At 71.9% G+C, this 24,350-nt stretch carries 14 protein-coding genes and 2 pseudogenes; 11 read left to right on the top strand and 5 right to left on the bottom strand.

Annotation, left to right across the window (positions count from 1 at the left end):
* Positions 1 to 141 precede the first annotated feature (141 nt).
* The 5 genes from AB0H53_RS26475 to AB0H53_RS26495 all read left to right on the top strand — a co-directional run bounded on the left by AB0H53_RS26475 (position 142) and on the right by AB0H53_RS26495 (position 5,361).
* Positions 142 to 1,245 carry a pyridoxal-phosphate dependent enzyme gene (locus AB0H53_RS26475; RefSeq protein ID WP_362118325.1) on the top strand — a complete coding sequence of 368 codons (1,104 nt, stop codon included), beginning with the start codon at positions 142 to 144 and terminating at the stop codon, positions 1,243 to 1,245.
* Positions 1,242 to 2,213 (top strand): diiron oxygenase, encoded by a 972-nt coding sequence (locus AB0H53_RS26480; protein ID WP_362118285.1) that lies wholly within the window; start codon positions 1,242 to 1,244, stop codon positions 2,211 to 2,213. The genes AB0H53_RS26475 and AB0H53_RS26480 overlap by 4 nt, the downstream gene beginning before the upstream one ends.
* Positions 2,210 to 3,280 (top strand): Gfo/Idh/MocA family oxidoreductase, encoded by a 1,071-nt coding sequence (locus tag AB0H53_RS26485; RefSeq protein ID WP_362118287.1) that lies wholly within the window; start codon positions 2,210 to 2,212, stop codon positions 3,278 to 3,280. Before AB0H53_RS26480 ends, AB0H53_RS26485 begins: the two co-directional genes overlap by 4 nt.
* Before the next feature lie 103 nt (positions 3,281 to 3,383).
* Complete coding sequence (locus tag AB0H53_RS26490) at positions 3,384 to 4,379, top strand: ornithine carbamoyltransferase (RefSeq protein ID WP_362118290.1); 996 nt, start codon at positions 3,384 to 3,386, stop codon at positions 4,377 to 4,379.
* Between the two features lie 40 nt (positions 4,380 to 4,419).
* The gene (locus tag AB0H53_RS26495) at positions 4,420 to 5,361 is read left to right on the top strand and encodes a methyltransferase domain-containing protein (protein ID WP_362118293.1); all 942 of its coding nucleotides are present in this window, start codon (positions 4,420 to 4,422) and stop codon (positions 5,359 to 5,361) included.
* Positions 5,362 to 5,484: 123 nt separating this feature from the next.
* On the opposite strand, the gene AB0H53_RS26500 is transcribed toward AB0H53_RS26495, so the two are convergent.
* Positions 5,485 to 6,513 (bottom strand): hypothetical protein, encoded by a 1,029-nt coding sequence (locus AB0H53_RS26500; RefSeq protein WP_362118296.1) that lies wholly within the window; start codon positions 6,511 to 6,513, stop codon positions 5,485 to 5,487.
* A 207-nt stretch (positions 6,514 to 6,720) separates the two neighbouring features.
* Here AB0H53_RS26500 and AB0H53_RS26505 point away from each other — a divergent pair, with 207 nt between their 5' ends.
* The 3 genes from AB0H53_RS26505 (at position 6,721) to AB0H53_RS26515 (ending at position 16,590) form a co-directional block, all read left to right on the top strand.
* Positions 6,721 to 9,126: a hypothetical protein gene (locus tag AB0H53_RS26505; protein ID WP_362118299.1), complete on the top strand. Its 2,406-nt coding sequence runs from the start codon at positions 6,721 to 6,723 to the stop codon at positions 9,124 to 9,126.
* A gap of 816 nt (positions 9,127 to 9,942) precedes the next feature.
* Positions 9,943 to 16,200, top strand: a complete 6,258-nt coding sequence (locus AB0H53_RS26510) for an RHS repeat-associated core domain-containing protein (protein WP_362118328.1) — start codon at positions 9,943 to 9,945, stop codon at positions 16,198 to 16,200.
* A 237-nt stretch (positions 16,201 to 16,437) separates the two neighbouring features.
* Complete coding sequence (locus tag AB0H53_RS26515; RefSeq protein WP_362118302.1) at positions 16,438 to 16,590, top strand: hypothetical protein; 153 nt, start codon at positions 16,438 to 16,440, stop codon at positions 16,588 to 16,590.
* A 259-nt stretch (positions 16,591 to 16,849) separates the two neighbouring features.
* On the opposite strand, the gene AB0H53_RS26520 is transcribed toward AB0H53_RS26515, so the two are convergent.
* Together AB0H53_RS26520 and AB0H53_RS26525 are read right to left on the bottom strand one after the other, a co-directional pair.
* A complete protein-coding gene (locus tag AB0H53_RS26520; protein ID WP_362118305.1) occupies positions 16,850 to 18,580 on the bottom strand; it encodes a serine/threonine-protein kinase in 1,731 nt (576 codons plus the stop codon).
* Between the two features lie 13 nt (positions 18,581 to 18,593).
* Positions 18,594 to 20,282 (bottom strand): zinc ribbon domain-containing protein, encoded by a 1,689-nt coding sequence (locus AB0H53_RS26525; protein ID WP_362118308.1) that lies wholly within the window; start codon positions 20,280 to 20,282, stop codon positions 18,594 to 18,596.
* 524 nt (positions 20,283 to 20,806) lie between these two features.
* On the opposite strand from AB0H53_RS26525, the gene AB0H53_RS26530 reads away from it, so the two are divergent.
* Positions 20,807 to 21,394, top strand: coding sequence for a TetR/AcrR family transcriptional regulator (locus AB0H53_RS26530; protein WP_362118311.1), 588 nt, complete (start codon positions 20,807 to 20,809; stop codon positions 21,392 to 21,394).
* The gene (locus tag AB0H53_RS26535; protein WP_362118314.1) at positions 21,391 to 21,768 is read left to right on the top strand and encodes a hypothetical protein; all 378 of its coding nucleotides are present in this window, start codon (positions 21,391 to 21,393) and stop codon (positions 21,766 to 21,768) included. Before AB0H53_RS26530 ends, AB0H53_RS26535 begins: the two co-directional genes overlap by 4 nt.
* A 187-nt stretch (positions 21,769 to 21,955) precedes the next feature.
* Here AB0H53_RS26535 and AB0H53_RS26540 read toward each other — a convergent pair.
* Both AB0H53_RS26540 and AB0H53_RS26545 read right to left on the bottom strand, forming a co-directional pair.
* Positions 21,956 to 23,120 (bottom strand): annotated as a pseudogene (locus AB0H53_RS26540) (DUF6596 domain-containing protein).
* 8 nt (positions 23,121 to 23,128) lie between these two features.
* Positions 23,129 to 23,536, bottom strand: coding sequence for a YciI family protein (locus AB0H53_RS26545; protein WP_362118316.1), 408 nt, complete (start codon positions 23,534 to 23,536; stop codon positions 23,129 to 23,131).
* Positions 23,537 to 24,071: 535 nt separating this feature from the next.
* Here AB0H53_RS26545 and AB0H53_RS26550 point away from each other — a divergent pair.
* A pseudogene (locus AB0H53_RS26550) lies at positions 24,072 to 24,350 on the top strand (hypothetical protein); the annotation flags it as partial.

A 24,350-nucleotide genomic window follows, 5' to 3' on the forward strand; every position in this document is an offset into this window, starting at 1 on the left:
TCCGGCCACGGCGGACCGGGCGGTGGGACCGCCCCGCGACACGGAAGGCGGACCGCCGTGCTCCGGTGGACCGCCGCGCCCCCTGCCACCGAGGCACACGTCACCAGGATCGGCAGGCATACGAGCTGTGGAGGCACTCTGGTGTGGAACCCGGTCGGTCATGACGCTGCGCCGGAAACACCGGCCACCCATCAGGCACCTACCCCCGTCGTCCCCGTGCGGCTGAGAGTCGACGGCGTCCACCGCGTCCTGTGGCTCAAGCTGGAGGAGTACAACCCGTACGGATCCCTCAAGGGGCGCACGGCTCTGGCGCTCTGGCAGGACGTGGCCACACGCATCGACCCGCGCCTGGGCCTCATCGAGTCCACGTCCGGCAACCTCGGTCTGGCCCTGGCCGCCATCGCCGCCGCCCACCGCGTCCCCTTCACCGCCGTCGTGGACCCGCGGATCAGCGCGTCGCTGCTGCGGGACGTGCGGGCCCTGGGCGCCCGGGTGGTGACCGTGGACACCCCGGACGGGGCGGGGGGCTACCTGCTCAACCGGTTGACGTACATCGAGGAGCGATTACGGCACGAACCCGGACTCGTCTGGCCGAACCAGTACACCAACGACGCCAACCCCGGCGCCCACGCGAGCTGGACGGCGCCGGAACTGCACCGGCAGACCGGGGAAGGGCCCCTGAGCGTGCTGGTGGCCGTGTCCACCGGGGGCACGCTGGCCGGCTTCCGCAGGTTCGCCGCCGAGACCCGCGCCGACTGGGAACTGGTCGGTGTGGACGTGGTGGGGTCCGCCGCGCTCGGCGGCACCGTGGGGCGGCGGGTCCTCTCCGGTATCGGGGCCAGCCGCCCCTCCTCGTTCCTGCCGCACGGGCACCGGCCGACCCTGCACATCACCCCGCAGGAAGCGGTCAGCACCTGCCTGTGGCTGCACAGAGCCGCCGGGCTGAAGGTGGGGTCCAGCTCCGGAGCGCTCGTCGCGGCGGCGCTGCGCCTGTTCCGTACCAGCCGGGAGCGGACCAGCGCGGCCTGCCTGTGCCCGGACGGAGCGGGCCGGTACGCCGACACGGTCTACTCCGCCGCGTGGCGCCGGGCCCACGGGATCGCCGACATCGGCGTGGGCCGGGGCGTCGACGTGGTCGACCCCGAGGCCCGGCCGCGACCGGGCGCCGACCCCGCCGGCCCCGATGCCGGCCCCGGCCCCGCCGTCGGTGCCGGCGGCACGGACGCGCGGCAGGTGCCGTCATGAGCCCGGACGGCACCGAACGGGACTGGTACAGCCGGTCCGGTGTGCGCACCGGGCCCAGGCGCCTGCTGCGGGACGAACTGCGGTCCGGCCAGCTCTACTTCCCACCGGCCCTGATGCCCTACGCCGGTCACCCGCTGGTGCGCGGCCTGCCGGACGAGCGCCGCCAGGCACTCTTCGCCCGCCACCTGTTCCAGTACCTGGACTTCACGGCACAGTTCGAGACCCAGGTGGTGAACCGCGCCACCGAACGCATCGCGGGCGGCCGCAGCGGTGTCGCGGTGGACGAAGGGACCCGGCTCGACGCCTACCGCATCTACTGCGACGAGGGATACCACGCGCTCTACAGCCTGGACGTCGTCCAGCAGGTGTCCCGCGCCTGCGGAGTCGCCCCGATACCCTACGAGTTCGGGTCCTTCCGGGACCGTCTGGACGCCGTCGGCGAGGAGGCCCTGCCCGGCGAACCGGCACTCGCCCAGCTCCTCCAGGTCGTCGTGTTCGAGACCCTCGTCACCGCCATCCTCGCCGATGTGCCCAAGGACCGGCGCGTACTGACGGTCGTACGGGACATCGTGCGGGACCACGCCCGGGACGAGGGCTGGCACCACGCCTTCTTCTCGGAGTTCTTCCGCCGCCTGTGGACGCAGTTCCCGGCCTCCCTGCGCACCCGGGTCGCCCGTTGCCTGCCGGAGCTGATCCGCTCCAGTCTGCTGCCCGACCTGCGTCCGGTACGCGCCGCCCTGGTGGCCGCCGGGCTCACCCGTGGCGGGGCCGAGGAGGTCGTCCGGGACTGCTACCCGCGCGACGGGGTGGAAGCCGGTATCCGTGCCGCCGCCCGGCACTCGGTGCGGTTGTTCACGGAGACGGGGGTGCTCCAGGTGCCCGGGGGACACGAGGCGTTCGACGCGGCGGCGCTGCTGCCGGCGTCCACGGACCAGGCCGGCGACGGCGGAGAGGAGTACGGCGTATGAGTGAGGAACTGCTCTTCCTGGACCGCGCGGCGGTGCTGGAGTGCGCGGCCGAGGTGGACCCGTGCGAGGTCGTCGGCGACGTGCTGCGGCAGCACGCCGAAGGGGCCGTGACGATGCCCGCCGAGGGCTATCTGCCGTGGACCAACGACACCGGCGCCTACTGCCGGTCCCTCGCCATGCTGGGTGCCGTGGAGGGACCGGGCCGCCCGCCGGTGCGCGGCGTGAAACTCATCAACGCCGCCACCAGCAACCCGGCCCTGGGCAGGGAGCGCGCGGCGGGCGTGGGGGTGCTCTTCGACCACCACACGGCACGCCCCCTGGTGATCGCCGAAGCCGGCTGGCTGAGCGCGGCCCGGACGGCGGCGTACACCATGGTGAGCCTGCGGCACCTCGGCCCGCCGGAGTGGGACGCGCTGGCCGTCGTCGGCTGCGGCACCCTGGCCCGCGTCCACCTCGAACTGCTCGTCCGGTCCTTCCCCGGGGCGAAGGCGGTCCACCTCCACGACCGGGATCCGGCCCGGGCCGCCGACCTCGCCGAGTGGACCGGACGGCACTGCCCCGGACTCCAGGCGCACATCGCGGACAGCGCACGCGCGGCGGTCCAAGCCGCCTCCGTCGTGGTCACCACCACGACCACGGACACCGGCTACCTGCCCGCCGCGTGGCTGCGGCCGGGCACCTTCGTCGCCCATGTGTCACTGGCCGACCTGCTGCCGGACGCCTTCCTCACGGCCGAGGCCCTGTACGTGGACGACCTCACCCTGGTGGCCGACAACCCGCGCCGGGTCATGGGGGCCCTCATCCGGGACGGACGGCTGGCGGCCCCCGCCCCGGCGGGAAGGGCGGGCGGCGGGGCTGGAAGCGGGGAACGGGACCGGGCACCGGCCCGGGAGATCACCGGGACGCTCGGCCAGGTGCTCACCGGCCGCGTACCGGCGGTGCGGCCCGGCACCGGCCATGTCATCAGCAACCCCTTCGGCATGGCGGTGCTGGACGTGGCCCTTCTCGACGCCGTCCACGCCGTCGCCGCGCGCCGCGGGATCGGCCGGCGCCTGCGCCTGTACTGAGGCGCGGGCCGGGCGGCCGTACCGCGTCCTACCACCGTTTCCAGCAGCGGCCGACGACGGCCGGTACCGAAGGGGATGCGATGACCGTACGGAAGGGAACGCGATGACCGCACTGCGAGGGGTTCCGGCGACCGGGGTCCACGGCCGGCCCGCACCCGTGCCGGAGCGGGGGCTGTTCTCCCTCGCGGACGTGGCGCCGGCGGACCTGACCGGCCTGGCCGAGAGGTCCGTGGAGCTGTTCCACGACCGGCGCGCCCACGACCGCCCCCTGCGCGACCGGGTGGTCGGCGTGCTCTTCACCCGAACCTCCACCCGCACCCGCACCGCCTTCCACGTCGGCACCGTACGACTCGGCGGCACCCCGATCGGCTACGGTCCGCACGACCTCCAGCTCAACACCGGGGAATCGCTGGGGGACACCGGCCGGGTCTTCGGGGCGATGCTGGATCTGCTGGTGGCCCGTACCGCGGGCCCGCTGGAGGAGCTGCGCCGGCTGTCCCGGGAAGGCGGCCTTCCGGTGATCAACGCGATGGCGACGGAGGAGCACCCGACGCAGGGGCTGTGCGATCTCGCCACGCTCACCCTCGCCCACGGCGACCTCAGCGGTGTCCAGGTGCTGTACATCGGGGAGGGCAACAACACCGCCACCGCCCTGGCGCACGGCATGGCGGCGGTGCCCGGGGCCCGGGTCACCTTCGTGACCCCGCCGGGTTACGGGCTGCCGGACGCCGCGCTGGCCACCGCCCGGGAACGGGCACGCGCCACGGGGGCCTCGCTCGCCCAGGTCCACGACCTCGCGGACGCGCCGGGCGAGGTGGACGCCGTGTACACCACCCGCTGGGAGACCACGGGCACCCGGAAACCCGACGCCGCGTGGCGGGAGGTCTTCCGGCCCTTCCACGTGGACGCCGCCCTGATGCGCCGCTGGCCGCGGGCGTCGTTCCTGCACGACCTGCCGGCCCACCGGGGCGACGAGGTCGCCGGTGAGGTGCTCGACGGGCCCCGCTCCCTGGCCTGGACCCAGGCCGCGATGAAGCTGCCCAGCGCCATGGCCGTCCTGGAGAGGACCGTCCACCGTCTCCCGCCGGACGGCCGCTGACGCTCGGCGCGTACCGCCCTCGACCAGGAAGGGAAGCAGCATGCCCGACATCTCCCGTGTCACCGACTACGTGCACCTGACCCCGGACGACCTGGTGCCACCCGGCGCACGAGAGGTCTTCTTCGAGCCGGCCGACACCGAGATCGGCGTCTGGGTGGTCGGCGACCTGTTGCCGCCGAGCGGCGGCGGCGTACTGGACCTGGGCTCGGGGAGCGGCGCGGCCGCCGCCGCCATGGCACGTGCCGGAGCGGCCCGGGTGCACGGCATCGACTCGGGGGAGGAGACCCTCGCCTGGGCCCGCGAGCACCATGCCCGCCCGGACGGGAAGCCCCGGGTCACCTTCGCCCACGGCGACTTCGCCCGGTTGTCCACCGAAGAGCTCCTCGCCACCGCCGGTGACACCATGCCGCGTCCGCTGGTGGTCACCAGCAACCCCCCGTACGTGCCGATGGCCCCGGACGCCGACGCCCTGCGGCCGTCGATCAGCGGCGGTCCCGACGGCCTGAAATGGGCAGGAGCGATCATCGGACACGGCCGGGCGCTCGGCAGCGACCTGGGCCTCACCTTCGGCAGCTACTCCAGCCCCCGCCGCGCGGTGACCCTGCTGGAGGCCGCCGGCTACCGGATCGCGGCCGTCACCCTCTCCCCGCTCCCGCTGGGCGACTTCACGCTGGCCCACCCGGAGCGGGTGTCGGCCCTGGAGAAGCGGGGCGAGGCCGTGCTGTGGAGGCCGGACCGGGACACGACGGCGTACTTCGTCGTCGGCCTCGCCTGCCGCCGTGCCGAGGAACCGGCCGGCCGCGCCGGGGGACCGGCCGGTCACCCCGCCGGAGCGGGTGGGGCGCTGATGGAACTGCTGCGCACGGCGGCGTGCTCGCGCACCACCGCGCTGGAAGCCCTCGACGGGCTCTCCGGGGCGTCCCTGCCCTGGCCGGTGCGGGTGGTCGACCTGCCGCCGGCGGCCGTGCGCCACCACTGGTGACCCCGCCGCCCGCGAGGGGGTCATCCGGCCGCGGACAGCGGGCAGTGTCGGTGTCGCGGGCCGGACACATGCCCGGGCCCCGGCGCGCCGCCGCCCCGGCGCGCCGGGGCGGCGCACGCGTCCTCAGCGGTAGGCGTCGAGTACCGAACGCAGGGGCCGGTAGGAGTCGTCCGGGTGGTGCACGCCTCGGACGCCGCGCCGGATCGCCGAGGTCAGCTCGGTGTGCGGGCCGACCCTCCGGCCTACGCGGGCCACCGTCAGCGAATCGAGCCGGTCGAGGGTGACGTCCAGGCCCGCGCGCATCGGCATCCACCGTGCCCGCCGGGTGCGGCGGATCGTCTCCCCGAGGTACCAGATGGCGCAGTGGAAGACGGGGTCCTCGAAGAGACCGGACGTGCCGTCGCCCCGGGCGGCGAACCGCGAGCGCAGCACCTCCTCCAGGACGTCCAGGGAGCCGGCGGTGAAGTCGAGCTCCGAGGGGCGTCCGGTGGCCTCGGCCCAGTGGGGGAAGACCTCCTCCTGCCCGGTGAGCCACTCGGCCAGGCTCCCACCGACCGGGCCGGGGTCCAGCGGACCGGGGGCGTCCGGCAGGGGGCGGCTTCCCGGGCTCTGCGGGGGCCGGCGGCGGGCCCGCGCGACGGCCCGGTCGACGGCCGTCTGCCAGGTCGCGTACTGGTGCAGGAACGAGGACAGATGGCCGGTGTACTCGGGGCGCGCCGCCGAGACGACGGCCTCGGAGGGGTTGCAGCGGGGGAAGTCGTCCTCGTACAGCTCCTCCTTCTCCCGGAGCTCCTCCAGCTCCCAGTCCTCCAGCACCTCCTTCGGCAGCGTGACGACGGGTTCGGTGCGCGCGTAGGCGCCCGGACCAGGCTGCGGGGCGCACCGCCAGACGGCGCCGTAGTTGCGCACGTGGACCTCACCCACGTACCAGGCGGACACGGTCAGGAAGGCGTCGTCCTGGGCCGCCTCCGCCTCGTCGTGGGAGGAGTAGCGCCGCTTGATCTCCTGTTCGAGCCGGTCCAGGGAACCCGTGCCGAAGTCCCAGCCGCCACCCGCCCGTTCGGCCCACGGGGGAAAGGCGGCCGCCCGGGCGTGCAGCCAGTGGTTCAGGCGCGGGTTGTCGGTCCACTCCGGGTCGTCGATGTCGCTCATGGGCCGTGAGCCTAGGGGCTTCGGCGGCCGTACGTAACAATCCGGTGTGCGGGGCGAGTTGTCCGCCGCCACACCTCGCATACGGGGCGACGCCGGCCCAACTGGCCCTCTACTGTGGGGCCGTTGTGCGGCGCCGGACGACCACGGGGGCCCTTGGCACCGCACACGCACACCCACCCCTTGTGGGCTCCCTGGAGAGAACCAGACGTGAAGTACCCCATACGACAGCGACCACGCATGTGGGCGCGGGCGGCGGTCGCGCTCGCCTGCGCCGGTGTCATGGCGCTGACCGGACTGCCCGGCCCGGACGGCAGGGCCGAGGCCGCGCCCAAGCCCGGCAAGCGGTGCGACGAGCTGTTCAAGGACCTGATCGACGGACTGAACGACGTCGAACCGGCGAAGCCCGGAACCCTGCCCTGGGACCGGAACGTGGACATGCGCCCCGAGAGCGACTGGGACGAGTACACGTACTGGAACCAGCGCCAGGCCATGGACGCCCTGACCCTCCCGGACGACCCGGCCGAGCGGGACGAGATCCTCAAGAAGTACGACCAGAAGCCCGAGTCCTACAAGGAGGGCACTCCGGGACACGTCTACTCCCGGTTCAAGCGGTACCTGGACGGCAAGAACGGCACCAACGAGTACGGCTCCTTCAAGGCGTGGCTGAACGACGCCTACATCGAGGTCTACGGCCGCAACCCGCGCGGGAAGATGTTCCACGCCAAGGTCGTCCGCGACCTCGGCCTGGTCGGCCCCGACTGGATCTGCGAGGAGACCATCGAGGTCACCGACCCGGAGACCAAGGAGAAGTACAACCGAAGAGTCGACGCGATCAACAAGAAGACCAAGGACATCGTCGAGGTCAAGTCCGGCGGGAACGACGACACCAAGCAGCGCAAGCCGGACCGCGCCCTGGTGACGGACCCCAAGTGGAAGGAGTACCGCTTCCGCGGAGTCTTCGGCCAGGACATCGAGAAGGAAGCCCGCTCCCACTACAACAAGCTGATCGAGTCCGCCGGCAAGGACAAGGACGGCCAGCCGCGGGTGAAGACCTATGTGCACAAGGCCTTCCACAAGGTGGACTTCACGCCCGGGCAGTACACCAGCCGCGACACCACCATGAGCCTCGGTGACGGCAGGTCCACCGGCTCCAGGGGCTCCGCGAACAACATGGCCAAGCAGTCGCCTCCGACGCCCGCCGACCTGAAGCGGCAACTGGACGCCATCCGCCGGAACGACCCCAACGGCATGCGCGTCCGCGGCCCGGGCGGGGTGGACTTCTCCACCCTCGAACTCCGCTACGTCGGCACGCCGGTCAAGGGCAGGGGCCTGGACTACTCCTTCTCCGCGAAGAAGGCCGACGAGGACTCGCTGAAGGGCTACGGCGGCGAGGCCAAGGCGGAGCTCGTCTCCGACGCCTTCTTCACCTGGCTGGCGCTCACCCCGGACAAGTTCTGGGTGAACCTCAACCCGGACACCCCGGACAAGATCATGGATGCCCGGTTCGGCAAGACCGACGCCGGGCGCGTTCTGCTCGAAGCCGACCTGGAGATGAAGCGCGACTACGCCGACGCCATGAACCCCACCAAGAGGGAGGAGGCGGACCGGTTCTGGAAGTCGATGCCCCGCGACTCCCGGGGGGTCCCGTGCTGGTTCCAGGTCAGGAACTGGATCGAGCCGACGACCGCGGTGGTCCGCGAGCAGGACGGCGGCCTGTACATCCTGGACGCACCGCTGAAGGTGAAGTCCGAATACCTCAAGATCGACAACATGCCGCCGGGCGCCTACCTGTGCGACTTCGACGAGACCCGGAAGAAGTGGGCGGAGCGCCAGGTCAACACGCTGATCATCCCCGAGGTCGAGAAGCGGATCAACAGCGACCCGAAGTACGCCGACCTGCGCCGCGTCTACAAGTCCCGCGTGGCCGCGGAGTGGATCCGCCAGCAGGACGCCAAGAAGCCCACCGACTACCGCAAGGTCATCAACAGCAACGACGTGACCCGGTGGCCGCTGCGCGGGGAGAACAAGGACTGGACCCGGGAGTCCACCTACCAGGCGTACCTGAAGTCCCTGAAGGACGGCGAGGCCGACTGGGAACACGACGCCGGCGGCGGTCCGTACACCTACAGTGTCGGCGGCGTGGACTTCTCCAAGGCACCCAAGCGCAACATGCCCGGCGTGCGCTTCAAGGCCGAGCACCAGCACCTGCCCCGTACCACGAAGGTCTCGGTCCGGGCGGACGCCGACGACGCCGAGGACAAGAGCCTGCTCGCCCTGGGCGGCAACTCGGCCGGTGAGAACACCGGCGGTGGCGGCGGCCAGAAGCCCACTCCGGTCCCGACGCCCACTCCGACGCCCACCCCGGTGCCGGGCACCCCGGCACCGAGCGCCCCCGGCCCGACGGACCAGCCGTCCACCCCGGCCCCGCAGCCGTCCGCTCCGGGCGGAGGCGGCGGAGACCGGGGCACCAGGCCGAACGACCCGGGCGGCGACCTCGCCGACACCGGCTCCGACGCACCGGTCGCGCTGATCGCGGGCACCGCGGCGGCGCTCGCCGCCGCCGGCGCGGCCCTGGTGTGGTGGATGCGCCGCCGGCGGGCGACCCCGAGCTGACGCGTGGACCGCTCTCCCCCCTCCGGGGGCGGAGCGGCGGCCCGTGACGGAGGCGGAGGCGGCGTCACCGCCTCGCGTCGGCCCCGTACCGCGCACCTCGCGGTACGGGGCCGTGCGCTGCCCCGGCGCGCCCCGGCCCGGGCCCGCCCGGCTGCGAAGCCACGCAACCGCCCGGCGCCCCCGTTGCGGCCGGCCCCGGACCACGCCTCCGGCGTGCGGTACCGGCCCGACCGTCCCGTGGGCACCCGACGGGCTGCCTTCCGGCGCCACGGTGCGGCGGAACGGCCGCCCGAGACGGCCGAGCTGGGCCGGGACCTCGATCGGGACGACCCTCAGCGCACGCGCCCGCTTTCGCCCGCTGCCCGTCACCGCCCGATCGGGTCAGGCCGTCCGACCGCCCTGGCGCCGTGTTCCGGCGGCCGCCCTCGGCGCTGCCCGACGCGGCTCCACGCGACCCCCGGCCCTCCCCCGCAGCGTGTGCCGGCAGGTGGGACGACGCCGGAAGTGAGCTTCGCAACACCGTCCTTGACGTCCTGTGCACAAGCGAGGGGTCCCGGTACTCGCCGCACCGGCCGAGGAACTGATGGTGAGTCAGATCACAGGGGCGTCGAGTACTGCCTTGTCGACCATGTAGGGATTCGACGGAACTGTCCCTCCGCTACTGCTCGGTATCTTCACAAATGCGTTGCAAGAGTGACGCGGAATGACACAAGAGACCGAGAAATCATGACAATGCATATACCCGCGCCAGACGAGCGCGGGTGGCTCTGGACCGGGAGAAGTCTCCGCTGGATAGCGGGAGGCCTGTCTCTCGCCCTGGCCGTGACCCTGGTCGAGGGGGTCGCGACGGCAGCCCCGCCGAACGGCCCTGTCCAGCAGCCGAAAGCGGCGGTCACGGCGGCCGCGAACATCGCCTCCGCACGTGTTGCGGCGCGCTTGTCCGGCAAGCGGGTGGAGGCCCTGTCGGAGCGTACGGAGACGTCGACGACGTGGGTGAACAAGGACGGTTCGCTCACCACCGAGATCGCCGCGGGACCTGTCCGGTTCACCGATGCGGCCACGGGTGCGTGGCGGGACGTCGACCTGGACCTGGTTGCCGGTCCGGACGGATCCGTCACACCGAACGCGCACCCGGAGGGGCTGCGGCTCGCCGGCAAGTCCGGTGGCGTTCCCGCGAGGTCGCTGGCCGCCACCCGGCAGGGGAAGCCCGTCGACCTGGTCACCCTCGGAGACGGGGACCAGCAGATCACGCTGCAGTGGAAGGGCGGCCTGCCGGCTCCCGAGCTGAACGGCACGCGCGCCGAGTACGTCAACGCGGTCCCCGGCGCGGACGTGGTGGTGGAAGCCACCCGTGTGGGCTTCGAGCAGTTCGTCGAGATCAAGCGGAAGCCGGCCGCCGGGGGCTACACCTACACGCTTCCGCTGAAGGCCAAGGGCCTGAAGGCGGTTCAGCAGGCGGACGGCGGTGTGCTGTTCACCGACCGGAAGAACACCAAGCGGGCCCTGATGCCGGCGCCGGTGATGTGGGACGCCACCGTGGACCCGGTGTCGGGTGAGCACACCCGCAAGGTGCCGGTGGAGATGAAGGTCGTCCAGCGGGGATCGACGATCGACCTGGTCGTCACCCCGGACGCCGGGTTCCTCGCCGACCCGGCCACCAAGTACCCGGTCACCGTGGACCCGTCGACCTCGTCGCTCAGCAACCTGTTCGACACCTATGTACAGCAGGGCGTCACCACGGACACGTCGGCCGAGACCGAGCTGGACTTCGGTAACCCCGGTACGAAGAACGCCGACGGGACGCCTCGTACCGCCCAGTCCTACATCACGTGGCGGACGGCGCCCATCGCCGACGCCATGGTCTCGAAGGCGACACTGTCGCTGTGGAACTTCCACTCGGGCAACTACACCGGCACGACATGTCCCGCGCAGCCGTGGGAAGTGTGGGCGGCGAACAACGCCTCCACCTCCTCCCGGTGGACGAACCGTCCGGCGATGACCACCAAGTACGCCACGTCCAGTGAGACGCGTGGCAACGCGAGCTGCTCGACGCAGCCGGACGGCTGGATCAACGCCGACGTCACCAACCTCGCCCAGCACTGGGCGAACAACAAGTGGTCGCAGTCCGGCATGGGCATCCGTGCCGTGGACGAGGCGGTGACGGGGCAGTGGAAGCGGGTCAACTCCGCGAACGCCGCGGCGAACCCGCCCAAGCTGGTCGTGACCTACAACTACCGGCCGCGCACCGGCACCAAGCAGGAGGCCGGCCCGCCGTACTTCTCCTACGGTGGCGCGTACGTGGTCAACACGGTCACCCCGACCCTGCGCGACACGTTCGTCGACGCCAACGGGGACAAGGTCAACGGCACCTTCCAGATCTTCGACAACGCCACCAACACCCAGGTCGGTGACGTTCTGGTGTCCCCGTGGGTCGCCTCGGGCCAAGTCGCCTCGGTGACTGTCCCGGCCGGTGTCCTGAGCAACGGCAAGACGTACAGGTTCCGCACGTCGCCGTACGACGGCGCCCACTACAACCTGGGCTGGTCGGAGTGGAAGACGTTCACCGTCGACACCACCACCCCCTCAGCCGCGGCGAGGATCGCCTCCACCGACTACCCGACGACCGCCTGGGTCAAGGGCACGGGCCAGCCGGGAACCTTCACGGTCACCCCGAACGGCACCGACCACCAATGGCTCGAGTGGTCCCTGGACGGTGCGAGCTGGAACAAGGTCGCCACCGGCGGCTCCACCGCCGCCAAGGCCATCAGCGTCACCCCGGCGAGGGACGGCACCCACACCCTCCAGGTCCGGCAGGTCGACAAGGCCGACAACAAGTCCGAGGCCGTCGACTACACCTTCCACGCCGGCCCCGGCGGCTTCATCCAGCCGACCGACGGTGAACGCACCGCCCGCCGGCTGCCCCTCGCCGCCGAGGCGGAGGCCGGCAAGTACGACGCGGTGTCCTTCTCCTGGCGCCGCGCCGAGGCCGACCCCTGGGTCAGGATCCCCGCCAGTGACGTCACGTCCGGTGGCAACCCGCTCACCGCGTGGCCCGTCCCGCTCACCAACGGCAAGAACGCCCCGCTGGTCTGGAACGCCACCGACACCGTCGACCCCGACGGCGCCGTCCAGATCAAGGCCGACTTCGCCGGTCCCGACAACGCCACCGGCAGCACCCTGCCGCTGACGGTCATCGTGGACCGCACCGCCTCCGGCGCCGCCACCAGCGAGGTGGGCCCCGGATCGGTCAACCTGCTGACGGGCGACTACACCCTGTCCGCGACCGACGCCTCCGGTTTCGACCTGTCGGTGTCCCGCACCGCCTCCTCGCGCACGCCCGACAAGGGCGCCAAGCAGGACGGCCAGGCGGCCATCTTCGGCAAGGAGTGGGTCGCCGGCACCGCCGCCCAGGCCACCGAGTCGGACTACTCCCATGTCCGCAAGGTCTCGGATACGGCCGTCGCCCTCGTCGACGCCGAAGGGGAAGAGACGCACTTCACCGCGAACGCGGCGAAGAACGGGTGGATTCCCGAGCCCGGTGCCGAGGTCCTCACCCTGAAGGGCGGCACCACGGGCTCCTTCACGCTGTCGGACACCGAGGGCACCGTCACCGAGTTCACCAAGCCCGACGCGGCGGCCACCACGTGGCAGGTCTCCAGCACCCTGCTGGACGGCCTGGCCAACTCCACCACCACCGTGGTGTCCGAGGCGGTGACCGCGGACGGCAAGAAGCTGGCCCGCCCCAAGCGGGTCATCGCGGCGACCTCGGCGGCCACCGCTGCCGCGTGCACGGCCGACCCGGCCACCAAGGGCTGCCGCGCGATGGAGTACGTCTACGCCGCGACCACCACGGCGACCGCCGTCTCCTACGGCGACTTCGCCGGACAGGTCAAGGAAATCCGCATGTGGTCCACCGCCCCGGGTGCGGCCACCGCCACCGCCAAGGCGGTGCAGACGTACGCCTACGACAGCACCGGGCGCCTGCGGCAGACGTGGAACCCGCAGATCACTCCGGCCCTGAAGACGGAGTACGCCTACGACAGCGCCGGTCACGTCACCCAGCTGACCCCTCCCGGCGAACTGCCGTGGACCTTCACCTACGGCAAGGCCGGCAACGCCGCGACCGCCGGTGACGGCATGCTCCTCAAGGCGTCCCGCCCGGCACTGCAGCAGGGGACGACGGGCACGGAGTCCGGCGCCGCCGCCACCAGCGTTGTCTACGACGTCCCCCTGACCGGCACCGCCGCCCCGCACAAGCTGGGCGCCGCGGACGTGAAGAGCTGGGGCCAGTCGGACGTCCCGACGGACGCCACCGCGGTGTTCCCCGCGGACGCTGTCCCCGCCTCCCACTCGGGCAGTGCCCTCGCGGCGGCCGACTACGGTCGAGCGGAGATCAGCTACCTGGGTGTGTCGGGTCATGAGGTGAACGAGGCCGTCCCCGGCGGTCACGTCTCGACCACGGAGTACGACCGCTTCGGCAACACCGTCCGCCAGCTCACCGCCGCCAACCGGGCCATCGCGCTCGGCCTGTCCGCCGACGACAGGGCCACCCAGGCCGGCCTCGGCATCGGCCGGCTCACGGCGGCGGAACGCGCCGACCTGCTCGCCACCAAGTCCGTCTACGACGAGAACGGCGTCCGGGAGCTGGAGGAGTTCGGCCCGCTGCGCCGTGTCGAACTCACCCAGGACCTGAAGTCCGGCACCACTGTCCTGGTGCCGGCCGGCACGTCCGTGACGGCGCGCTCCTGGACGGTGAACGAGTACGACTCAGGGCGTCCCACCGACGGCACGGCGAAGGTGAAGGACCAGATCACCAAGACGTCCAGCGGGGCGGAGGTGCGCGAGCACCCCGCTGTCATGGGCGAAGTCCGTGTGGTGGAGACGGCCTACGACTGGGCCAAGGGAGTACCCAGCAAGACGATCAAGGACCCGGGTGGCCTGGCGATCACGGGTACCACCGAGTACGACGACCAGGGCCGCGTCACCAGGCAACTGCTGCCGGGCGCCACCGGGGCCGACGCCGCGACGCGTGTGACGACGTACTGGTCCGCCACCGGCACCGGCGCCTGCCAGGGCCGTCCGGAGTGGGCCGACATGGTCTGCTCCACCGGGCCCGCCGGCACGATCACCGGTGGGGGCACCAACCCCGCACAGCTGCCGACCACCACCACCGAGTACGACTGGTGGGGCAACCCGACCAAGGTCACGGAGACCGCCAACGGCGTCGCCCGCACCACCACGACCACGTATGACGACGCGGGACGCGCCACCAAGGTGACCGTCACCGGCGGGGTCGGCCAGGCCGTCCCCGAGTCGACGACCGAGTACGACCCGGCCACCGGCCAGGCCGGCAAGAGCGTCTCGCCGACCGGCGGGACCGTCACCAAGGCGTACGACAAGCTCGGCCGCCTGGTGTCCTACACGGACGCCGACGGCGGCACGACCACCACCGAGTACGACCTGCTCAACCGCCCGGTCAAGGTCACCGACACGGCGCCGTCCACCGTGACGTACACCTACGACCACACGGTCGAGCCGCGCGGCATGGCCACGAAGACCACGGACTCCGTCGCCGGTGTCTTCGAGACGGCCTATGACGCCGACGGTTCCGTGATGAGTGAGAAGCTCCCCGGCGGTTACACCGTCAAGCAGACCGAGGACACCACCGGATCGGCCGTCGACCGCACCTACACCCGTGACAGCGACGGGACGGTCGTCTACTCCGACACGGTCACCGAGTCCGTGCACAGCCAGGTCACCAGCCACGCCGGCTGGACGGACCAGAAGTTCCGTTACGACAACACCGGTCGTCTGGTCACCGTCGAGGACACGTACGACACGGTCTGCACCAAGCGCACCTACACCTTCGACAACCGCAGCAACCGCAAGTCCCTCACCAGCGCGGCCGGCGCGCCCGGTGCGGACTGCCCGTCCACCGGAGGCACGACCACCAGCCACACCTACGACAGCGCCGACCGGCTCGTCGACGCCGGCCACACCTATGACGCGTTCGGGCGCACCACCGCCGCTCCGAACAGCGACAGCATCGCCTACTACGCCAATGACCTGGCGTACCAGCAGACGGCTGACGGCAAGCGCCAGACCTGGCAGCTCGACGCCGCCCACCGCTTCCGCTCCTGGAAGGTCGAGACCGGCAGTGGCACGAGCTGGACGCAGACCGCGTCCAAGCTCAACCACTACGACGGCGACGGCGACAAGCCGCGCTGGATCATCGAGGACACCGGCACAGGCGCGCTGACCCGCAACGTCGAGTCGGCGTCCGGCGACCTCGTGGCGACGACCGCCAAGACCGGCGGTACCGTGCTGCAGATGACCACCATCCACGGTGACGTCGCCCTCCAGCTCCCGCTCACCGCGGGTCAGCCGCCCGTCGTCCTGGACAGCGACGAGTACGGCAATCCGCGTGCGGGTCAGCCGGCCACCCGTTACAACTGGCTGGGCGGAAAGCAGCGCTCCGCTGAAACCCTCACCGGTCTCACCCTCATGGGTGTCCGTCTCTACAGTCCGGTCACGGGTCGGTTCCTGTCCCTCGACCCCGTCTACGGCGGCAGCGCCAACGCGTACGACTACGTCAACGCGGACCCGCTGAACAGCTTCGACCTGGACGGCAAATGGAGCTGTGGCTGGTGCAAGAAGAAGTGGAACAGCTTCAAGAAGAGCAGCGTCGGCCGGCACATCAAGCGGCACCGCAAGATCTACGGCTGGGCCGCGGGTGTCGGGATCGGCGTGGCGGCGGCGGCCTGTGTCGCGGCCACGGCCGGCATCTGTGCGGGAGCCGGCGGACTCCTCATCGGCGGCGCGCTCGGTGCCGCGGGTGGAGCGGCGAAATACCGCATCAGTGAGAGTCGGCGTACGCGCTCCGGATACCGCCAGAACATGATCTACGGCGCGGCCGCGGTCGTCGGACCCGGCATCTTCTCCCGATGGCGACTCCGTGGCGCGCCCCAGAGCTCGAAGCGCTGGCTCGACGGCTTCCGCCGGGAGAAGTCCTGGGGCAAGCACCGTCGCAAGGTGAATGTGCACTGGGGTTTCCGGACCCGCTGGATCAGGTGAACCACCCGATGACGTGCCTGAAGTGAGCCACTGAGGGCGCACCATCGGCGAGCGGGGGGCCGACCGGCCGATCCCTGGCGGGTCGGCCCCTCCTCGCCACACCATCGCTCAGGCAACACGGCCAAGTTCTTTCGAAAGGCAACCATGACCGAGGAATCGCCGCGTTCTCCCTCCGGCCCTTCGCGCTGGGTCCTGAGGGCCGACGCCGTCACATCGTCACGCGTCGGGATCATGGTCATGATCCTGATCCTGCTGGGCCTGGTGTTCACCGGCTCATCCGTGGGATACGCGGCCGCGGCCGTTCTCTTCCTCGCCTGGGTCTGCGTCGGAGTCGTCGGGAAGAGGCACGCGACGATGAGCGGGCGGACCTCAGCGACAAAGGACCGGTGAACGAACCCGCCCGGGCCCGGCGACGGTTCCGCGGCGGCGCTCGTCCCCGCATTCCGGCGGGGCACCAACGCCCCTGGCTGTTCCAGGTTCGGTGCCCCGTCCCGCCGACCGTCGGCCGGCCCCCGCGCCGACGATCCGGGCCGATGGCTCACGGGCAGGCCGGCCGGGGGCCGGGGCCTGCCAAGGCGCGACGCGGGGTGCCTGGCACCCGCGCCCCCTCGGCGTCCCGCCCGGCCGATTGGGCCGGTCAGGGGGGCCTTCAGTTCTCAGGCAACTGGATCGTTCCACGCACGCGGGCGAACACGTCCTCCTGTGCCGCCATGCGCTCCGGCAGGGCGAAGAAGACCATGTGCGCTGTGCCGCTCGGCACGCTGAGCAGGAAGTAGCTGTAAGCGATCCGGCTGGGTGGGTCCTTCGCGTTGGGGTTGCCCAGTGTCCCGTCCAGACGCCAGCCTTCGACACCGTCCACGCTGGCGGGTACCGGGGTGCCCAGGGGTGCCCGACGGAATGCGGGGATGGCGCGGATCGCGTCGGCCGCTTCGGCGGACGTGCCCAGGCTCAACTGTTCCTGGGTATGGCGGAGCATGATGCCGACGAGTTTGTCGGGGGAATCGTCGACGACCCTTCCCGCACGCCGCCACTGTTCCTTGTCGCCGTCGGTGAAGATGCCGACCAGGTGGTCGGGAGTGTCCGCGTACATCGCCGCCCCGGTAGCCGGGTGGTAGGACCAGTTCGGCGGGTGCTCGAGCCGGAAGGGAGCAGCCTGGTCACCGGTGTGGACCCAGGAACCGTCAGACCGGAGGGTGAACAGTGCGGTGGCCACGCCGGCCACGAGGACGAGCAGCACGCCGAGCAGCACGAGGACGTGCCGACGGCGGGGGGTGGAGGGTGCGTGCGGCTGCCCCGGTCGTCGTGGGGGAGGCCGCTTCCCGGCTTCGGCTTCGGCTTCAGCTCCGGCTTCGGCTCCGGTCCCGGCTTCGGATACAGCCCCGGCTCCGGCTTCGGCTCCGGTCCCTTGTTCCGGCAGGGGCTGTCCCACCGTTGGACGGCGGCCCGGGGCTGTCGGCGGCGGTGTACGCGGTTCGCTGACGCCCGTCCCGGGGCTCGTGACCGGCGGCGTGGCACGAAGTACCCGCCGCAGCTCCTCGATGACCGCTCGGCAGGACGGCTGGCGTTCGTCCGGGTCCGTCGCCATCGCGCGGTTCAGCACGCTGTCCACCGCTTCGGGGAGGTCGTCCCGGTAGTCGGACACCCTCGGTCTGGACGCGGACATGTGCGCCCACAGGGTGGCGGCGTCGTCGTCGCAGGCGAAGGGCACTTCGCCGGTGAGCACCTGGAACATGACGCAGCCCAGCGAGTAGATGTCCGCCCGCCCGTCGAGGGCGCGGTCGGCGATCTGTTCCGGGGAGACATAGGCGATCGTTCCGAGGAAGTGACCGGTGGTGGTGAAGCCGGACAGGCTCGCCGACCGCTTGGTCAGGCCGAAGTCCGCCAGGTAGACGTGGCGTGCCGTGACCGGCTTGTCGGCGCCGGCGAGAAGAATGTTGCCGGGTTTGACGTCCCGGTGCACCAGCCCCACTCCGTGCGCGGCGTCCAGCGCGCCGGCGGCCTGGGTGAACACGGACATCACTTCGGCCACTGTCAGCCGGCCGTCGCCCTCGGACCGCCGGTCCAGGAGCTGGCCGAGATCCTCCCCGTCGACGTACCGCATCGCGATGTAGAGCACGCCGTCGGCCTCGCCCGCGCTGTAGATCGGCAGGATGTTGGGGTGCTCCACCGAGGCCGCCAGCTCCGACTCCCGTACGAAACGGGCCCGGAAGTTCGCGTGGGAGGTGAGTTCGGGGGCGAGCAGTTTCAGGGCGACCCGCCGTCCCAGGGACAGGTCCCGGGCCAGGTACACCATCGCCATGCCGCCGCGGGCGATGAACGACTCGATACGGTAACCGGCCAGCTCCTCACCGGGTTCCAGGGTGATGCGCGGTTGAGGCATCGCGGTCGGGTCCTCAAGATCCGTGGGAGGCGGCGCCGCAGGAGAAGCAGAAGCGGTCGCCGGGAGACAGAAGGGCACCACAACTGGCGCAGAAGGCGCTCTGCGGGGCCCGCGGGCTGTCCGCGTCCTCCTCACGGCGCTCCGCTCGGTCGGTGACCTGGCCGTCGCGCTGGTCGGAGGGCGGAGGTGCCGCCGGCTCCGTGCGCGGTGGGTGTTGCGCGGCTGGGGGCCGCCCGGGCCAGGTGGCGACCGAGGCGTTCGCGTCCCGGTCGGGCCCAGGTCCGTCCATGTCCGGCCCGCCGGCGAGGGCCGGTCGGCGGCGCTTTCGGACGAACAGCGCCGCACCCGCCGCGGCCAGCACCGTCAGCCCGATGAGCGGCCCGACGAGTGCCCAGTTGGTGCCGCCGCCGGACGCAGCGTGGCCGGTGTGGGCGTCGGCCTCGTCGCTCATGTCGTTGGGCTTGTCGGTGTTGGCGTGCGCGGCCTTGTGGTAGCGGACGGCCATCGCTCCCTGCCCGGTGTCGTCCGCCGCGCTGTGCAGCCATGGTGCGGCGTGCCGGTACTCGTGTTTCGCGTACAGCGCCAGTCCGTTGGCCTTGCTGGAGTCGCCGGGGCCGCGCTCGGCCTGTACCCCGCTCCTGTCGAGCGCCGCGGTGATCCGGGCGGGTGGCAGTACGTCCACCCGGTTGCCGGTGGGGTTCAGCATGCCGGTGAGGGCGCCGTGCTCGTCGACGAGGACTGAGCCCGGCAATCCGGTCCCCAGTTGTTCGCGCAGCTTGCCGATGTCCTGCTCGGCGACCGCGCCCTGGCGGTCGTAGCGGCCTTGGGCAGTGGCCGGTCCGGTCGTCCGACTGGGTGTGGTGGGCCAGCCGACCGACGTCCAGGGCTTCTCACCCCGCTGATCCGGTGCGAGCGCGATCGTGGCCGTCTTGCCCGGGGCGGCGGCGGAGAGCACAGCCACTCCGCCCAATGTGGACATGACGGTGGCCTTCAGGGCTTTCGGCTTCTCGGCCGCGGTGTAGGGATGGACCCTGATCTCCGGGGTGATGAAGACGGCGCAGTCGGCCTTCGGGTTGTCCGGCTGGTAGCAGCTGTTGACGGCCGCGTCGAGTTCCGGATCGTCGGGCAGGCGCACGCGTTCGTACGGGTTGTCGGGCAGCGGCACCCCCTCAGCCCGGTGCCACGCCTGGTTCACCGCGTAGACGGTGACCCGTTCCCGGTCCAGTACGACGGACTCGGCGGAAGTGACGAGCACACCGCTGGGATTGACGAAAACGCCCGTACCACCCGCGGTCGTGTCGATGACCGACTTGAAGTGGTACTGGCGCATCGTGTCCCAGTGCACGGCGACATCGACGTGCGCCGCGACCTCGACACGGGCGACGGCATCGGCGGCGTAGTCCTGTGGCGGGATCCTGTCGGCCCGCATGGTGGCGTGCCCGCCGGGCGTGTGCGGGGCGGGTGACCGTGCCGGGTCGCCGGGGGACTCGTGGGGCAGGGGCTCCGTGCGCTGATCGGGATCCGGCAGACCGGGTGGCATCGGATGGTCCTCGGTAGCGGGCGGAGGGCTCGGGTCACCGGCGGGGTCCGCTGCCCAGGCCGCGCCCGCGTACGTGTTGCCGGCCAGGAGCAGCAGGATGCCGACAAGCATCTGAGCCAGACGGCAGCGGCTCTGCTGGCGGTCGAGTGGCGCGGTGGTCATGGCGGACTCCGCTCGTGCGCTTCTCTCGTCCGGTCACGCCTTGGAGGTCGTACACATCCACGCTGGACCCGGATGCGACCAAGGTCAAGTCGGCGCCGGCGTGACGGTCCGTTACGGCGCATGGCCTCGGGCCCGTGCCGTCCGGGCAACCCGAGGGCGGTGACCCCGCGAGCGAATGCCGCCAGTGCCGAGATCGCGGCGTGGATCCACCACCGGAAGGCCGTCTGCTCCCGGGAGTCCGGGTCCGGGAGACACGTACACGCAGCGTGACGGCCCGGGCGCTCGGTCACGTCATCGGCCAGCCGTTCCTCCGGCCGGCCCTCGGACGGAGCGGGAGCCCCCGGAAGAGGGCCGCTGACCGCGCGGATCAGCGGGAGCGCGCCTGCCGGTGGTGTCTCTCCGGTGGCCCCGGCGCGGCCGGCCGTCGATCGGAGCGGCCACCGGTCGCGACTGGTGGCCCCGTCGACCCACCCGCGGTGGCCCCTGACACATAACCCAACGGGTCGTCCCGTATGGTTACCCGGGTGACGCTTCCCGACGCCCCGCGTGGGCGTCCCCGAGACAGCCGTGCCCACAGGGCGATCCTGACGGCCGCAGCCGAGCTGGTGACCGAACTCGGTTACGCCGCCACCTCCATCGGAGCGGTGGCCGCCCGGGCCGGAGTCGGCAAGGACACCGTGTACCGCCGTTGGTCGGGCAAGGCCGAATTGGTGTACGAGGCGGTCTTCACCGAAGCCGAGGCGGCCCCGGTACCGGACACCGGCAGCCTGAGCGGCGATCTGACGGCGCTGCTGGAGGCCCTGATCCAGGAGTTCTCCACTCCCGCCGCGGCCGCCGCTCTGCCCGGCCTGCTGGCCGACTTCGCCGCCCGGGCGGATTCGCGGGCCCGTATCCGCTCCCAGTTCCTGGCCCCGGCCAAGGAGAGCCTGGTGGTCGTGTTCGAGCGAGCCGCCCGGCGCGGGGAGGCCGATCCGGGCCTACCGGTCGATCTGGTCCTGGACACCCTGGCCGGGGCCGTCTTCTTCCACGTCGGCCTGGTGGGCGGGCAGCCCGGCCCACAGCTCGCCACGCGCTTGGCGGCCATCGTCGGCCGCGGACTGGAGTCCCGATGAACGCCTGGTTCCTCACCGCCGGAACAGCCGCCGGCGTGGTCGCCGCCCTTCACGTCATCGCGGGGGGCCGGGATGTCGTCCGGCCACTGCTGACCGGCGACCTCCCCGACGAGCCCCGCCGCGTCCTGCACGCGGTCTGGCACATGGTCACGGCCGACCTCGTGCTGGCCGCCGCCGCCATGATCTGGCTCGCCCTGGGCGACCGCCCCGGCGGTGACACCGTCGCCTGGCTCCTGGCGGCCCACTTCGTGGTCTACTCCGGCGTCTTTCTCACCGTGTCCCTGGCGGCCGGCTGGTCGAAGCCGCTGCTGCGCCTGCCACAGTGGATGCTGCTGTTGCCGGTGGCGGTACTGGCCGGTGCCGGCGCTGCCTGAAGTCACCTGCGAGGGGTGCGCGGGGGCACCGGGCCACATTCCGGGACCATGGTCACCGGAGCCGGCGGGCCTGCGCCGCTTGGGAGACATGCGGCGGCGGCCGTCCTGGGTCCCCTCGGCCCGGAAGCCCACCTGACTGCTCCCCGCTCCCGACGGCGCCGGTTCGCGGTCGTGCGAGCGCGATCCGTCAGCGACACCGGCGGGCGTTGAGCCGGGCGGCCTGGCGCGTCAGGTGGTCGCGCTCGGCGAGGTTGGGTGCCTTGTGCGCCGCCTCGGCGTACAGCCGTGCCGCTGTCGCCAGGTCACCGTCGCGCTCGTGGAGGTACGCCGCCACCGCGGCGTGCCGGGGCAGTGAGGCGTCCAGGGCCGCGAGCGCCGCCAGGCCCGCGCGGGGCCCGTCGGCCTCCCCGACGGCGACCGCGCGGTTGAGCCGGACGACCGGGCTGTCGGTCAGGCGAGTGAGCTCGTCGTACCACTCGACGATCTGCGCCCAGTCGGTCTCCCCGGCGGTGGGCGCGTCAGCGTGGAGCGCCGCGACGGCGGCCTGGGCCTGGAACTCGCCCAGCCGGTCGCGGGCGAGGGCCGCCTGCAGGATCCCGACGCCCTCGGCGATCAACGCGGTGTCCCACCGGCCGCGGTCCTGCTCGGCGAGCGGCACCAGGCTGCCGTCGGGCGCGGTCCGGGCGGCACGCCGGGCGTGGTGGAGCAGCATGAGGGCGAGCAGCCCGGCCACCTCGGGGTGGTCGACGCGGGCCGCGAGCTGCCGGGTGAGCCGGATGGCCTCGGCGGCGAGGTCGACGTCACCGGAGTAGCCCTCGTTGAAGACGAGGTAGAGGACGCGCAGCACGGTGGCGAGGTCACCGGGCCGGTCGAAGCGCACGCCCGAGACGGTGCGCTTGGCCCGGCTGATGCTCCCCCAGAGGGGGCACCCCCTGCGCCATGGTCGCCTCGGGCACCAGGTACGCCTCGGCGATCTGGCGGGTGGTCAGCCCGCCGACGGCGCGCAGCGTGAGCGCGACCGCCGATGCCGGGGTCAGTGACGGGTGGGCGCACAGGAAGCAGAGCTGGAGCGTGTCGTCCACCGCGGGCGCCGGCCCGGGCGCCGGCTCCTCCTCGACGCGGTACTCGCGTCGACGGCGGGCGGCGTCGGCGCGCGTCGCGTCGAGGAACTTGCGCCAGGCCACGGTGACCAGCCAGCCCTTGGCATCCCGCGGCGGATCGGCCGGCCAGACCCGCAGCGCCTCGACCAGAGCCTCCTGCACGGCGTCCTCGTCCGCCGCGAATTCGGCTCCGCGGCGGACGAGGACGCTGAGCACGCTCGGCGTGAGGCTCCTGAGCAGGACCTCGTCCATCGGTGAGGTCACTCTGTGATGGTGGGCGGCGCGGTCAGGAACGGGCGCACCTCCAGCCACTCGTGGATCGGCCTGCCGCCCGCCCCGGGAGCGGCCGACAGTTCCCCGGCCAGCTCGACGGCGCGCTGGTAGCTGTCGACATCGATGATCATCCAGCCGGCGATGAGGTCCTTGGTCTCCGCGAACGGTCCGTCGGTGACCGGCGGACGTCCCTCACCGTCGTAGCGGACCCACGCTCCCCCGGGGGCCAGCGCCTGACCGTCGACGAACTCGCCGGTTTTCTCCAGCCGGGCCGCGAAGTCGTTCATGTACCGCACATGCGCCGAGATCTCCTCCGGGCTCCACTGGTCCATCGGCACGTCGTTGACCGGAGCCGGGGCGCCGCGGTAGTGCTTCAGCAGCAGGTACTTGGCCATCGTGGTTCTCCTCGGTTCGTGCGACCCATTGTGGGCGCGTTCACCCCGGGGACGGAGCCGGACGCGGGTTCTCGACATCGCCGTCCGATTTCTTCGCGTGCCGAGGGGCGGGCTGTCTCCCTTCCGCATCCGCCGGCCGCCGACGGCCGCCCCATGGTCCATGCTCCTGTTCGCTGCGTGCGCGGGGGCGGGGTGTGCTGATCGCTGTCGAGCCACCGGCCTCCGGAAGCCCGACCGGCGTTGCCCGTCTGCCAGGAACCGACGGTGTCGAGGTAGTACGCGTGGGCGCCGCCCCGGGTGTCGCCCAGCCGGGTGATCGTGGTGCTGATCGGGAGGGTGGCGATCCTCACGGGTGAGGGCGGTGGCCTTGAGGTACCGCCCCGTCAGCAGTTGGCCGGGGAGGCGAAGGACCTTCACCCGGATACCCGCCCAGGTGGTGCGGAGCGGCCGGTGCGTTGACGGTGTTGTTGTCGCGCTGCGGATCCATGAGCCGAGACAAGTCGGCTGACGTGAGTCGCGATGGAAGGAAATCCCCATGCGTTCTGCTCGCATTGTGCTTGCCTCAGCCACCGTTTCGGCGGCTCTCGCGATCACGGCCCCGGCCGCGTACGCCTTCGCCGCCGGTGACCGGGACAAGGACGATTCCTCGTACAGCAGCCAGGACCACGAGAAGAAGGACGGGTACGACAAGCCGCGTGGTGGTGTGCACACCGGTGGCGGTCTGCTGGCCTCGACCACGGGTGACGACCACGGCAAGGACGACGGGTCGAAGAAGGACGACGGGTCCAAGAGGGACCACGAGTCGAAGGACCAC

It is taken from the genome of Streptomyces sp. NPDC050856 (genome assembly GCF_040653855.1).
Lineage (GTDB): Bacteria > Actinomycetota > Actinomycetes > Streptomycetales > Streptomycetaceae > Streptomyces.